At 73.0% G+C, this 13,788-nt stretch carries 10 protein-coding genes; 2 read left to right on the plus strand and 8 right to left on the minus strand.

Features of this window, described 5'->3' with window-relative positions; genetic code table 11:
• Positions 1-91: 91 nt before the first annotated feature.
• The 6 genes from IEY88_RS13140 to IEY88_RS13165 all read right to left on the minus strand — a co-directional run bounded on the left by IEY88_RS13140 (position 92) and on the right by IEY88_RS13165 (position 10,419).
• Entirely contained in the window at positions 92-2,023 is a 1,932-nt protein-coding gene (locus IEY88_RS13140) for a TNT domain-containing protein (protein ID WP_189154968.1), read from the minus strand.
• Positions 2,016-7,586, minus strand: a complete 5,571-nt coding sequence (locus IEY88_RS45075) for a TNT domain-containing protein (protein WP_189154969.1) — start codon at positions 7,584-7,586, stop codon at positions 2,016-2,018. Before IEY88_RS45075 ends, IEY88_RS13140 begins: the two co-directional genes overlap by 8 nt.
• A 17-nt stretch (positions 7,587-7,603) precedes the next feature.
• A complete protein-coding gene (locus IEY88_RS13150) occupies positions 7,604-7,915 on the minus strand; it encodes a WXG100 family type VII secretion target (protein ID WP_189154970.1) in 312 nt (103 codons plus the stop codon).
• Positions 7,912-8,424: a YbaB/EbfC family nucleoid-associated protein gene (locus IEY88_RS13155; RefSeq protein WP_189154971.1), complete on the minus strand. Its 513-nt coding sequence runs from the start codon at positions 8,422-8,424 to the stop codon at positions 7,912-7,914. Before IEY88_RS13155 ends, IEY88_RS13150 begins: the two co-directional genes overlap by 4 nt.
• A 136-nt stretch (positions 8,425-8,560) precedes the next feature.
• Complete coding sequence (locus tag IEY88_RS13160; RefSeq protein ID WP_268241232.1) at positions 8,561-9,232, minus strand: response regulator; 672 nt, start codon at positions 9,230-9,232, stop codon at positions 8,561-8,563.
• The gene (locus IEY88_RS13165; protein ID WP_229693334.1) at positions 9,220-10,419 is read right to left on the minus strand and encodes a sensor histidine kinase; all 1,200 of its coding nucleotides are present in this window, start codon (positions 10,417-10,419) and stop codon (positions 9,220-9,222) included. The genes IEY88_RS13160 and IEY88_RS13165 overlap by 13 nt, the downstream gene beginning before the upstream one ends.
• 168 nt (positions 10,420-10,587) lie before the next feature.
• Here IEY88_RS13165 and IEY88_RS13170 point away from each other — a divergent pair, with 168 nt between their 5' ends.
• Positions 10,588-11,256: a DUF4386 domain-containing protein gene (locus IEY88_RS13170; RefSeq protein ID WP_189154972.1), complete on the plus strand. Its 669-nt coding sequence runs from the start codon at positions 10,588-10,590 to the stop codon at positions 11,254-11,256.
• Between the two features lie 22 nt (positions 11,257-11,278).
• On the opposite strand, the gene IEY88_RS13175 is transcribed toward IEY88_RS13170, so the two are convergent.
• The gene (locus tag IEY88_RS13175) at positions 11,279-11,746 is read right to left on the minus strand and encodes a MarR family winged helix-turn-helix transcriptional regulator (RefSeq protein WP_189154973.1); all 468 of its coding nucleotides are present in this window, start codon (positions 11,744-11,746) and stop codon (positions 11,279-11,281) included.
• Between the two features lie 62 nt (positions 11,747-11,808).
• Between IEY88_RS13175 and IEY88_RS13180 the strand changes: the two genes are divergently transcribed.
• Positions 11,809-12,873 (plus strand): amidohydrolase family protein, encoded by a 1,065-nt coding sequence (locus IEY88_RS13180; RefSeq protein WP_189154974.1) that lies wholly within the window; start codon positions 11,809-11,811, stop codon positions 12,871-12,873.
• 59 nt (positions 12,874-12,932) lie between these two features.
• Here the strand turns inward: IEY88_RS13180 and IEY88_RS13185 are convergent, their stop codons facing one another.
• Positions 12,933-13,766 carry a MerR family transcriptional regulator gene (locus IEY88_RS13185; protein ID WP_189154975.1) on the minus strand — a complete coding sequence of 278 codons (834 nt, stop codon included), beginning with the start codon at positions 13,764-13,766 and terminating at the stop codon, positions 12,933-12,935.
• Positions 13,767-13,788: the final 22 nt, after the last annotated feature.

Raw genomic sequence — 13,788 nt, forward strand, 5'->3', positions numbered from 1 at the left:
CGTTTGCGGTCCGCCGGCGCGTGCGCGAGATCGCCGGCACCGGGCAAGCCGTCGGGCCGGGCGGCGATCTCACCCACGTCTGAAGTGCGGCTCACTCCCCGCCGGTGATGTCGGCGAGGCTGCCGTCGGCGAGGTGCTCGCCGACCGAGCGCGGCAACAGGTAGCCGCGACCCCCGCCGGGCTGGCCGTGCCACGGCACCGTCGTCCCGGCCAGCACGCGCAGGTCTCGGGTCACCCGGTAGCGGCGTGACCCCTCGGCCTCCCGCTCGGCGCGCAACGACATCTCCTGGAATGCGGTGTTCGGGGTGAACACCAGGTTGCCGCCGGGGCCGCCGTGCCGGAGGACCTCCCGCCCCGCCATCAGCGTCGCCATCCGCTTGTGCGTCAGCAGGGTCAGCGGCGGCTCGCCGGGCAGCGGCTGGATCGGCCAGTCGTTGAGGGCGGCGACGGTGTTGGTGTCGGCACCGCCCGCGCGCAGGCGGGCGGGCAGGATCGTCAGCGTGCCGAGCAGGTACGCCCCGGCCTCGAACAGCGTGGGGAAGCTGCGCGCGGCGAAGCTCCGCCCGCGTTCGTACTGCGAGACCTGCCACTCGTCCCCGGCGCGCTCCAGGCACCAGCTCTCGTCCACGGGCCCGTCGAGGCTGTACGCCCTCGGGTTGATCCCGGCCTCCGACAGCGCCAGGGCGATCTGCGCCAACTGCTTGCGGTCGCCCTCGGACAACTCTGCCGGCGCCGGTGCGGCGGGCGCCTCGCCGGTGAGCGCGGTGTGCGCCAGTGCCGCCGTCGCGGTGTCGACCGGCGGCGGGGTGAAGTTCGCCGACCGGATGTGGCCGACCAGTTCGGCCTCCGGCGGCACGCCGTGCTTGGCCAGGTAGTGCGGGATCGACGCGGGCCACAGCCAGGTGCCGTCGGTGTGGAAGCCCGCGGGGACGTCCGGCGCGCTGTCGGGCACGAACAGGTCGGTGTCGTGGCCTCGACCGCCCAGCACGAGGTGGGCCTCGTTGAGGTACCGCAGCACCCCCGCGACCTCGTCGGCGGGGACCGGCGGGCGGTTGACCACGGGACGGCCGTTCGGCTCGCGGCGGTCGAACACCCGAGCCTCGCGGAACCGCGCACGGGCGTTGAGCACCTGCTCGACGTCCGGCACGATCTCCCGCATCCACGCCGGCACGAACTCCGGTGAGCGGGGGAAGCGCCGCAGGTCGTCGAGCACCGCGGGCGCCGGTGGCCTGGTGTTCCAGCCGGGGTCGTCGACGGTGTAGCTCGTGGAGGTGCGCACCGGGAACTCGATGATCATCTGCGTGCCCGACCACGGGCCCTTGCCGGGCGGGATCGTCCTGGCCCGCATCGCGGCGAACTCCTCGGCCGCCGCCGCGGGAGGGTTCCACGGCCGCAGCTGCCCGTCCAGGCCCAGCACGAAGCCGGGCATCTCCACGTACGACCCCGCGGCGCGGTAGCCGACCCGGAGCTGGGTCCAGTCGGTGGGCGCGTGCATCAGCAGCAGGTCGGCGACGCCCCGCTCCAGGTCCCGCATCGAGCCGACGCCCGCGGGCTCCGTGTTCGGCGGGAGGTCGGGCATGCCGAGCCTGCGGCGCACCCAGTTCGGGACCTTGTCCTCCGGCCTGGGGAAACGCTCCAGGTCCTTGCGCAACACCTCGTCGGGCACCGGTGGGTCCCAGACCGGGTCGTTCTGGAAGTTGTAGTACATGTGGTACTCGCTGGGCGGGCTCATCATGAACCGCGCGGAGAAGAACGCGCCCCGCCCGGGCAGGTACATGAGCTCGCGCAGCGCCACGAACGCATCCGCGGCCTCGGCCGGGGGATCCACCTCCGCCGACGTCCCGTCGTTCAGCAACACCACCAGGCCGTAGTCCTGCGCGCTGGACGCCAGGGTCGCGACCAGGTCGAGCCGGAGCCACCCGTCCGGCGCGGCCTCCAGGAGAGCGATCCCGATCTGCTGGACCAGCTCCTCGTACCGACGTCCCCGCTCGGCGTCGGTCATCGCGGGGTCCGCGTCAGACATTGTCAAATCTCCTGAGTTTGATTTGCGGCCTTCCGTCAGGGCCGACCATCACGAAGCGGGAGTGCACCTGATGCGGGACCGGTCCACCGTCGGCTTGGAAATCGTGCCAGGCGATCGTACTGCCGGCCTTTTGTTCCCTGGACGCCTGCATGTCCGCGCCGTACCAGGTCTGGCGGTTGTCCGTCGTGCCCTTGCCCTGGTTCTGGGTGGTGAGCTGTGGGAACTGGCCGACGGCGTCCGGTGTGGGCTGCGTTACCTGGTTCGGCTTGATGTGGCCGCCGTCGTACAGGGGGCCGCCCACCTTGCCGACGATCTCCTGCGACCACTCGCTGCGGGTTGACCGCCTGCTGGGGCCGTAGGTGCGCTCGTCGGTCGCCTCCCCCGGATGGCCGTGGTCGTTGGTCTGGATCACGTAGTTGCCGTCGAGGACGTAACGGCAGTTCGGGTGGAAGTTGTTGAGGTCGGGGTTGGCGTTGTCCCGCACGCCACCGGGGCTCGAGGTCGCCTCGACCGCGATCACCCGGCCGAAGCCGCTGGCGTCCGCCGGTCCTGTGTAGAACGTGCCGCGGCCGGGGACCTCGAACATGGTGTCGGGCGGCAGGTTCGTGCGGTCGCTGAAGGCCTCCCGGTGCGCGAGCGGCCCGAGCGGGTCGCCCGGCTGCGCGCCGGCGGCCGGCACCTGCACCGGGGCGTTCGGGTTGACGCAGTAGGGCGCTTCCCATTCCTGGTAGCGGGGCGGGAACCCCTGGCTGTCGGTCGTGTACTGGTGCGTGGCCCCGTCGACGTCCACGCGGTAGGTGGTGTTCGGCGCCGGGTGCCGCACGTCGGGGTTGTTGCCGTCGCGGGTGTTGGGCGACTGGAGGTCGGCGTGCGTGATCACGCCGCGGCTGTCGGTGTAGTAGGTGCCGCGTCCGTCCACTCGGTACGCGGTGTTGGGGGTGAGGCCGGGCCTGCCGATCAGCGGTTCGTTCGTGCCGAGCGGCCGCACCGGATTCCCCTGCGAGGCCGGGTCCGCCGCACCCCGGTCGTCCACCGGGATGGGGATCGGGTCGTCCCGGTTGCCCACCCTCGGCGGGAGGAAGCTCGACTGGATGAGCCCGCGCGACGGGTCCGCCGGGATGCGCGGAGACGCCTGCGGGGTGACGGTGTCCGAAGTGGAGTCGACGGGCAGCCCGCCCGACCCGGTCGGGGTCATGTCCCCGGTGGGGGAGAAGGCGTTCCAGCCACCGTCCGGTGGGATCCTCGGGTACGTGCGTCCGTTCGCGTCGACGTAGTCGGGGCTGGACGAGTACGGCGTGGTGTTGCTCGCGCCGGACCAGGCCCGCTCCGTGGGCGCGATGACCGTGGCCCCCGTGCCGCGCGCCAGGTCGGCGCCGAGGCCGTCCGGATGCCTGCCGGCCTCGCACCCGACGAGCACGATCGGGTCCGTGCCGTTCCAGCCGAGACCCCTCGCGAGCGCGCCCAGTTCGGCACCGTTCAGCCGCTGCCCGCCGACGTAGGCGCTCCGGCCGTCGCTGTGCACGTCGAGCACGAAGTGACCGGGGATCGGCGCGACCGCGTTCGCGGCGTTCCTGGTGCGCACGTCCGTCGGGTCGAAGAGCGCCCCGCCCGCCGGGGTGGCGAACCCGCTGGACTCGGCCAGAGGCCGCAGCGCTTCGGGAACGGCGTCCAGGTTCGGCATCCGGTCGCTGTCCGCGGGGTTGCTGTCTGCGGGGTTGCCGTCTCCCGGGGCGCTGTCCGCGGGATCGGTGTCTCCGGGCGTGCCGGGGTCGCTCGGACCGTCCGCCGGGCTGTGCGCGAGGGCGTCGGGTGTGGGCGTGCCGTGGGTGTCGCCGAAGTCCGCGGGCAGGATCGGGTTGCCCGGCGGCGCGACGTGCACCTCCCGGATCGCACCACTGGCGAGCAACTGCTCGACGCTCGCGGTTTCGGGCAGCGTGAACTGGCGTCCGCCACCCGGCTGTCCCAGCGCGGGCGCCACGTCGGCGAGCTCGCCGCGCAACCCGTCCGGGTCCGCCACGACGTAGATGTGGTACCCGGACTCGGCGTTGTCGGGGAAGATCGCCCGGTCGCGGTAGTGGTAGGGCGCCCCGTCGGGACCCATCGGCGACAGGAACCGGCCGGTCTCCCCGCCGAACCGGTCGAGCACGGTCCCCGGCGGCAACGTGACGTCACGCTGCGACCCCGGAACCGCGCCACCGTGCGGCGGCCACTGGTTGGTCCGGTAGGTCCCGTCCGGCCGGTGGTGCTGGTTGAAGTCGTCCCGATCGCTGTGCGACCCCCACGGGGCGTGGTCGCCGATGAGGTCACGGGTGCGCTGGTCGTAGCTGCCCATGCCGTTGGAGCGGTCCCCGCCCATGGGCACGTACTCGCCCATGGCGGCGAAGGGGTGCTCGCCTTGACGCGTCCCCAGGTAGGTGAGCGGTACGCCGTTCTCGTCGACCCGTGGTCCGGGCGTGGGAGCGGGACCGTCGGCGCCGTCGGGGCTGGGCCCGTCACCGTCCGCGTCGGGCGCGGGCCCGTCCCCGGCCTCGCCGGACAGGTCCGGTGCGGACCGGTCGACGTCGCCGAGGCCGGGCGGTGCTGTGTCCCCGCTGGACGGCTGGTCGGGTCGGGTCGCGGGGTCCCGTGGGGGTTCGCTGGTACCCGGTTCGGTTGGGCGGGTTGCTGGTGCGGGGTCGGTGGGTGCACCCGTGTCTGGACGGGTTGGGGTGGCGGCGTCTGGACGGGTGGGCGGCGCGGTGTCCGGGCGAGCGGGCGGCGCGGTGTCCGGGCGGCTGGGAGCCGCGGTGTCTGGACGAGTCGGAGCGACGGCGTCCGGGCGGGCGGGAGGTGCGGGCCGAGAGGCGCCGTCCGTCCGTTCGGGGGAGCGGCCGGTGTCCGGTCGGCCCGCGGTGTCGTGCCTTGCGGGCATGTCGGGTCGGGTGGAGCCAGGCGGGGTCCAGGCCGGTCGCTGACCCTCCGGTGCCCTCGTGGTGTCGGGCCCGAACTGGTTCGGACGTGGTTCGGGGCGGTGCCCGCCCGCGTCGGGGTGCGGGGACTGGCGAGCCGGGCCACCCTGCTGTGGCGTCCCAGGTGTCGAAGGCGTCCCGCTGAACGCACTCGGACCGCCGAAGGCATTGGGCCCGCCGAACGTGCCCGGTGCGCCGCCGCGTTGATCGGGGACTCCGGTGGACGGCATCCCGCCGTCGGGACGTCCCGTGTGCCACAACGCCTGCGGCGGGGTCTCCGCTCGGCTGCTGGAGGTCGCACCCGCGTCGTGGCGCGGCGGACCACCCGCTGTGGCAGAGGGCCCACCCACCCCGAAACCGCTACCCGTGGGCGGCCCGCCCTGAGGGCCGTTCCCGCCCTGAGGGCCGTTCCCGCTCGGTGCCGGCATGCCACCGAAACCGCCGCTACCAGGCCCGCCGGCCGGGGCAGGCCCCGTCGGGGCGCCCTGCCCGCTCGTGCCGAAGTTCCCCGGTCCGCCGGGGTTGCCGGGTCCGCCGGAGTTCGACGGTCCGCCCGAGTTGCCGGGGCCGCCGTGGTTGCCCGGCCCCGCGAAGTTGGCCGGTCCACCAGAGGTGCCGGGCCCGCCTGGGTTGCCGGGGCCGCCGAAGTTGGCCGGTCCGCCGGGATTGCCTGGCCCGCTGGGGTTGCCGGAGCTGCCGAAGTTGGATGGCCCGCCGGGGTTGCCAGAGCCGCCAGGGTTGCCAGAGCCGCCGGGGTTGCCGGGTCCACCGAAGTTGGATGGTCCACCAGCGTTGCCTGGCCCGCCGGGATTACCAGGGCCGCCGGGGTTGCCGGGTCCGCCGAAGTTGGCAGGTCCACCGGGGTTGCCTGGCCCGCCGGGATTACCAGGGCCGCCGGGGTTGCCGGGTCCGCCGAAGTTGGACGGTCCACCGGAGTTGCCAGAGCCGCCGGGGTTGCTGGGTCCGCCGTAGTTGCCTGGTGCACCGGGGCTTCCGGACGCACCGGTGCCGCTCGGCCCACCTGGAGCACCGGGTGTGCCCGGCCCGCCGTGTCCGGGGAAGCTCCCCTGGCCGCCTGCCCCAGAGGAACCGTAGCCGCCTGACGCGCCGGCGCCGTGAGATCCGGGTGCGCTCGACGAGCCTGGGTTACCGGGTGCGCCTGATGCGCTGGAAGCGTGGCTTCCGTAGCCGCCCGCGCCGGGACCACCTGACGAGGAGTGGCTTCCCGGACCACCGGGACTGCCGGGTCCCTGTGCGCCGCCGGGCGCCGGGCCGCCGAAGCCGCCCGGACTCGTCGGCGTGAAGCCGGCCGGCCGCGAAGTGCCTGCCGACGGGCTGCCACCTGCCGGGTTCCCGCTCGGCGCACCGCCGGCCGGAGCGCCGCCCATGGGCGCCCCACCCCCTCCGAACGGCGCGGGTCCGCCGGAGGCAGGGGAGCCGGACTGGGGTTGTGACGCCGGCGCGTGCGGAGCCGGCGGAGCGGGCGGAGCTGCGGCCGCGGCACTGGTCTCGGAGTGCGAGCCGGTGCTGCCCGGAGTGTTCGAGGGGCCTGCGGGCGGGCCCGAAGGTCCGCCGGACGGCCCGCCCGACGGTCCGTCAGAGGGTCCGCCGGAAGGCCCGGCGGGAGGCCCGCCAGAGGGGCCACCGGAAGGACCACCGGACGGTCCGGCGGGAGGCGCGCCGGGCGGACCTCCAGGCGGTGGCGGGGCACCCGGCCCGTCGCCGGCGTTCGGCGCCGTCGGAGTGTCGTAGTGCGAGGTCGCCCCACCGATGCCGCCCGAGACACCGCCGGAGACACCACTGCGCGCGAGGTCGCCCAAGGTGATGTCCTCGCCGGTGACCGCGGCGTTCGCCACGGTGGAGGCGACGCCCTCGACGCCACCGCGGACGGCGCCCTCGACGACGCTGCTGCCGAGGCCACCGGGGCCCTGGGCGGCGTTGCCGGCCGCGCCGGCCGCTCCCCTGGTCGGGATGAAGTCCATGCCGCCACCGATCGCGCCGGAGATGGCTCCGGAGAGCGCGGCGCTGCCGGTCTTGCTCCAGTCCCAGCTCTTGCGATCGCCCTTGGCCATCTGGATGCCCTGGATCGCCGCGTCGATGGCGACCTCGGTGAGCATCTCGCGCAGGATCGCGGTGATCAGCTTGCGGAAGATCATCTGCACGGTGATGCGGGTGGCCGCCTGGGCGATCGGGATGCCCGCCGTGGACGCGCCGAACGTGCCGAAGGCCGCCGCGATCAGAGCCGCGATCTCGATCGCGAGCATGATCAGCGCGGCGATGATGGCGTACTTGGCGTACTCCACCTCCAGCGCGGTGTTGTCGCACGAGCCGGCGAGGCCGTCGCACGACTCCTTCAGCTTCACCAGGTAGGCGTCCGCGCCCTCGACGAACTTCTTCCAGTACTCCTGGAAGGCGTCGGCGGCCTGGCCCTCCATGGCGCCGAACGACTTCGTGGCGGCGTTCCCGGCCTGCGTGATGACCTCGTCGATGTCGGCGGACGCGGCCCGCCAGGCATCGCCGAGTGCTCTCAGCTTGTCCTCATCGCCTTCGGGCCAGCTCTCGCCGACGACGATGGGGAACAGCCAGGTGATCTCCGATGGAATGGTGATCGACATGATCCCCGTTCAACCCCCTACAGCGCGCCGAGGCCACCGCTGCTGTTCTGGTCGGTGCTCTGATGCGTGTTGGCGGTCTCGTTCAACGCGGTCTTGATCGCCTGGATCGCCTCGGCCAGCTGGCCGAACGCCTTGAGCGTGCCCTCCGCGGCGGGCACGTAGTCCTTGGAGAACTGCTGGCCCGACTCGTCGCCACCCCAGCAGGCACCCTGCGCGGACAGGGCGCTGGAGAGCGTGGTGCCCGCGTCGGCGAGCATCTCCGCGGCCACTCCGAACGAGCCCGCGCCCGAACGGACCTCGTCGACCTCGATCCGGAAGCTGCCGGTCATCGCTGACCCGGACCTTTGAGCACGCTGCCGAAGCCTTCGTCGTCGTCGGGATCGTCGACCCGCGGTGGCCTGCCCCGCTGCGGCGGTGCCTCGGCGGTGGGCGGAGGCGGGGGCCGCAACAGGTCGGCGAACGAGGGCGCGCCCTCGACCAGTTCGGACAGGTCGGTCTGACCCTGCAGCGGCGCGAGGACGCCCTCGACCTGCTCGCGGGCCGACCGGGCCGCGGTCTGCGCGGTCTCGATCACCGAGCGGGCCAGCTTCTCCGGCGTCGACCGCTGGAACGCGGCGGGAGCGAACCGGAGGTCCGTCAGCACCCCGGCCGGGTTCACCTGGACCTGCACCAGTCCGTCCGGCGACGTGGCCGCCCCGGTCACGGCGGCCGCACGGGCCTGCGCGCCGGCGAACTCGCTCGTGCGGCGGCGCAGGTCAGCCATCAAGTTGTCGACGTTCTCCCGCATGGCGGCGTTGCGCGCTTCAAGCTCAGCCCTACGCGCTGCAGCGTCACTCATGTGTCCCCTCCCCTGATCGACCGAAGGACACACGCACGCATCCCGAAAGTTCAGACACCAAACTTAGCGAGTCGGTTCCGTTCGTTTGAGTGGTTTCGCGATGATGACCTGAAGTCGGCTTCGGGGGAGTGCCGGGTTATCCCGGCGCGGGGCCCGCGTCCTGCACGCACCGGGAGACCTGGACGCGGTTGGTGACCTCGAGCTTCGCGAAGACGTTCCCGACGTGCGTCTTGACGGTGGCCAGGCCGAGGTGCAGCGATTCGGCGATCTCGGCGTTGGTCAGCCCTTCGCCGACCGCGACGGCGACCTCGCGTTCGCGGTCCGTCAGCCGGGCGATCAACGCGCGGGCGGCGCGTCGCCGGGAGTCGTCGCCCTGTCCGGTGACCGCGGCGATGAGGCGGCTGGTGACGCTCGGCGAGAGCATCGGTTCGCCGAGCGCCACGCGGCGCACCGCGGCGACGATGTCGGCGGGCCTGGTGTCCTTCACCAGGAATCCTGCCGCGCCCTCGCGCAGTGCCGTGACGACCAGCTCGTCGGTGTCGAACGTGGTGAGGACGATGACCCGGGCCGGCGATCCCCGGTCGCGGAGCTGCCGCAGTGCGGCCAGGCCGTCCATCCGGGGCATCCGGACGTCCATCAGGACGACGTCCGGTCGTTCGCGCACGACCACGTCGACCGCGTCCCGCCCGTCGGCTGCCTCGCCGACGACGGTCACGTCCTCGGCGCCACCCAGGATCATCAGCAGGCCCGCTCGCACCAGCGGGTCGTCGTCGACCACGACGAGTCGCACCGCGGTCAGCTCTGCCACGGCAGTCTCGCGGTCACCACGAACGACCCGTCGGGCCGTGGCCCGTGGGTGACGGTTCCGCCGGCGAGTGCGGCACGCTCGGAAAGGCCCAGCAGCCCCACTCCCGGCGAAGGCGACGGCGCCGCGCTCACCCGGTCGCCCAGCGGGTTGCGGATCTCCACTTCGAGCACACCTCCGGCGGCGCCGCTGAGTCGCACGACGACGGGCTCGCCAGGCGCGTGCCTCCTGGCGTTGGTCAGAGCTTCCTGGACGATCCGGAAAGCCGTGCGCGACAGGGTTTCCGGGAACTGCCGCCCGACCAGCCCGCCGTTGTCGAGCCGGACCGCCGAACCGGCCTCCCGCGCGTCGGCGAGCAGCGCGGGCAACTGCGCGAGTGTCGGTTGTGGAGGTTCGGCCGAGTCTTCCGCTGCTCCGTCCGCCCGCAGGACACCCAGCACCTCCCGCAGTTCGGCCAGCGCCAGCCGGGCGTTCTCCTGGATGGTGTGCGCCGCCGCGGCCGTCTGCCGGCGGTCCAGGTCCTCGCGGTAGGTCAGCGCCCCGGCGTGCAGCGCCACCATGGAGATGCGGTGCGCCAGCACGTCGTGCATCTCCCGGGCGATCCGGTTCCGCTCCGCGTCGCGGGCGACCCGCGCCGTCAGCGCCTGCTCCCGTTCCGCGGTGAGGGCGCGCTCGCTCAGCGAGCCGACCAGTTCGCGGCGGGCGGCTACGTAGTACCCCGCGACCACGGCCGCGGCGAAGAAGGCACCGCTGAGCACGACGCCGCCCACCGACTCGAAGACACCGCCCTCGGCGAACAGGAAACGAGGCCGGTACAGCGACTCGGACACGACCGCGCCCGTGAGGAACACCGTCGCGGCGACCGCGACCGGCACCCGTTGCCGCCGTGCCGCCATCGACGCGACGGCGAGCGCGGCCGGGCCCGTGCTCGCCACCGACACAGCGCAGGCCGCACTCGTCAGGCATGCCACGAGCAGGGGATGCCGCCGCCGCAACGGGAGGAGCGCGAGCACCACCGCGCCGCAGAGCAAGTCGAGGACCAGCACCGCGCCCACGACGTCCTGCTGCGGCTGGGTCAGCGGCCCGGACAGCACCACCGCGGTCTGGGCGCACCACGCCGCCGCGCCGACGGCTGCCGCGAGCAGGTAGCGCCAGACACGGGACCACGGACGCGGCAGCAGTTCCGGCATGGCCGAAGCGTAAAGGCGCGGGGTGCGCCGCAGATCCGTCGGAAGGCTCGATCGCCTCCACCCCGGGGTGGAGACGGCCGAGCCTCCGTGGGGAGTCGCCGGAGGCTCCGGCGCGACAGCGTTGGTGTCGTCATCACCGCTACCGGCGTCGCGCCACGAGGAGAAACCATGACCAAGCCCCAGACGCTCGCGAGAACAGCCGGCCTGCTGTACCTGGCACTCGTCGTCCTCGGCACCTGGGCGGAACTGGTCGTGCGCGCCAGAGTGCACACGCCCGGCGATCCCACCGCCACCGCGGCTAACGTCGTGACCCACGAAACGCTCTTCCGGTGGGGTCTCGCGGCGGACGTGCTGATGGCGGTCGTCTTCGTCCTGCTCGGCCTCGCCCTGCAACGCCTGCTGCACCACGTGGACGAGCGTGCGGCGACGGCGCTCCTGGTCTTCGTGTCGGTCGGCGCGGGCTCCATCCTGCTCAACCTCGCGTTCCACGCCGGGGCGTTGCGAGTCGCCACCGATCCCGCGGGCGACGACGGCCTCGCGTTGCTGCTCCTCGAGCTGCACGGGTACGGCTACACCCTCGGTGGCGTGTTCTTCGGCCTGTGGCTGGTGCCCATGGGTTACCTGGCCCTGCGCTCCGGCCTCTTCCCGAAGCCGCTGGGCGTGCTGCTCGTCGTGGGTGGTGTCGCGTGGATCGCCGATCCGCTGATCGCGTTCGCCCTGCCCGGCCTGCCCGGTCTCGTCCGCGACGTGGTGTCGCTTCCCACGTGGCTGGCCGAGTTCGGCCTGATGCTCTACCTGCTGGTCCGGGGCGTCCGATCCCCGGCGCCGGTGGCTTGACCGGATCCGTCGCGCGCCGGCCTCACCACGGGAGGCCGCGGTGCACCGGTGCGTCCTCGTCGAGGCTGACGAGGACGTGGTGCAGGTGCTCGCTGGCCGCGTCGAGCACTGCTTCGTCGACCGCGTCCAGCGCGCGGGCCAGGGCCTCGGTGACGGCCGCTCCGGTGTCCCGTGCGGTGGCCGCTCCCCGTTCGGTGAGGCGCACGATGCTGCTCCTCGCGTCGGCGGCGTTGGCCTCGCGGGTGATGTGCCCGTCGGCTTCGAGTCTGCGGAGGATGTTGCTCAGGCCCCCGGTCGTCAGCAGCAGCTGCGACGAGAGTTCCTGCGGGCGCACGTCGCCGCCGGCGGCCAGGGCACCCAGGACGTCGAGTTCGCCGCGGGAGAGCCCGTGCTGCTTGAGCACGTCGACGACGTGGCGCTCCAGCAAGGTCTGCAGCCGCACGGCGTGCTGGCCGAGAGACAGCGAGGACAGCTCGCGAGGTGTGGGCACGGACGGAGCCTACCCGAACGCTTTCGTGATAGCTTTCGCAAAAGGTAAATCGGGGAGGGTTCATGACGACGGCGATCGAGAACGTCCGGGTGTTCGGCGGTGGGGCGGTGAGCGGGCCGCGGCGGGTGGTGTTCGGCGAGACGGTGCTCGGTGACGGCGATGCGGCCGGCGAGGTCGTCGACGGGACGGGCAGGGTGCTGCTGCCAGGACTGGTCGACGCCCACGTCCACGTCGTGCGCGGCCGGGCCGACCTGGAGGACCTCGCCCGCTCAGGAGTGACGACGGCGCTGGACATGGCCGCGTGGCCGGTCGGGTTCGTCGACGACCTGCGGCGGCGGAAGGGCGTGGCGCAGCTCCTGAGCGCCACGATCCCGGCGGCCGCGCCGGGCGGGCACCACGCGAGGCTGCCGGGCTTTCCGCCGGAGGGGATCGTCACGAGTCCGGACGAGGCGCGGGCGTTCGTGCGGCGACGTGTCGCCGACGGAGCCGACTACGTCAAGGTCGTCACCGAGGCCGCTCCGCCGGAAGGCATGGACCAGGAGACCGTGAACGCACTCGTCGAGGCGGCGCACGAACACGATCTGCTCGTCGTCGCGCACGCGGTGACGACCGGTGCGTTCCGTGTCGCCGTGGAGGCCGGTGTGGACGTCAGCACGCATGCACCGTTGGACGCCGTGCTCGACGACGACACCATCGCCCGGATGCGTGAGGCCGGGATGGTGTCGGTGCCGACGCTCACGATGATGGAGGGCACGGCGAAGGTGTTCGCGGCGGCCGGGTTCCGCTACGAGCACGCACGGGACACGGTGACCGCGTTCCGCGACGCCGGGATCCGGGTGCTGGCCGGCACGGACGCCAACTCCGCGCCGGGTGCGCCGTTCGCCCCGGAGCACGGCGAGTCCCTGCACCACGAGCTCGAACTCCTGGTCGCCGCCGGGATGACCCCGGCAGAAGCCCTGACGGCGGCGACGTCGCTACCCGCGCGGATCTTCCGCCTTCACGACCGCGGCGCGATCGAGGAAGGCAGGCGCGCGGACTTGCTCCTCGTCGACGGTGATCCCTCGGAGGACATCACGGCCACCCGGAACATCGCCGGCGTCTGGATCGCGGGGGAGCGCGTCCGCTGAGGCGCCGGCGCGGCACCTGACCGAGGGGCGCCTGCCCAGGAGGAATCCGCGCCGCGCGATCAGCTGTCCGCCGCCTCCCGCCCGAGGAGCTGTCCCGCGAGCTCGATGCAGCGCAGCCGAGCGGGGGAGAAGTCGTACGGCATCTTGGTGAACGCCTCGTAGGCGCTCATCTGCCTTTCGGGCTCCTCGTCGTCGTCGGCTCGCTCGAAGAGTGCTGCCTCGGCCGCCTCCAGACCGGCAGCCGCGATGGCGTGCTCTATCTCTTTGAGGTGGGCGTACCGCTGTGCGGCCAGCTCCTCGACGCGCGGGTCGTCGGGCTCGACCCCGTCGTCGAGGGAGGCCTCGGCCGCGTCGAGGCGGTCCTCCTCGGCCCGCAACTCGGGGTGCGTGGCGAGCACGATGAACGTGCTGGCCTGGACCGCGGCGGCGAGCGGACCGAAGATCCGTTCCGTGACCATCAGAGCGTCCACGTCGGAGGGTCGCACCGCGCCAGGGGGCAGGTGGCCGAGCCGGTCCGTCACGAGGTCCGACAACAGGCCCAGAGGACTGCCCACCGCTCGCAAGCGCTGGACCGCCGCCCGCTGCCGTTTGACGTCGGCCTCCTGGGCGGCCAGGGTCTCCTCCAGGCGGCGCAGGTTCTCGTCGATGTCCTGGGTGCCGTCGAACGTGGCCCGCACGTCGTCGAGCCCGATGCCCGCCTCGGCCATCCTGCGGATCCACAGCAGGCGGATCATGTCGTCGTAGCCGTAGCGGCGGCGGCCGTCCGTGCCTCGTCCGGGCTCCTGCAGCAGACCGATCTGGTGGTAGTGGCGGATGGCGCGCGGTGTCGTTCCGGCGAAGGCGGCGGCGTCACCGATCTTGACCTGGCGGGGCGGCGTGAAGGAGAGGTGCATCGAGGACGGTGCCTTTCGAGCT

This window comes from Lentzea pudingi (genome assembly GCF_014646255.1).
GTDB classification, from domain to species: Bacteria; Actinomycetota; Actinomycetes; order Mycobacteriales; family Pseudonocardiaceae; genus Lentzea; species Lentzea pudingi.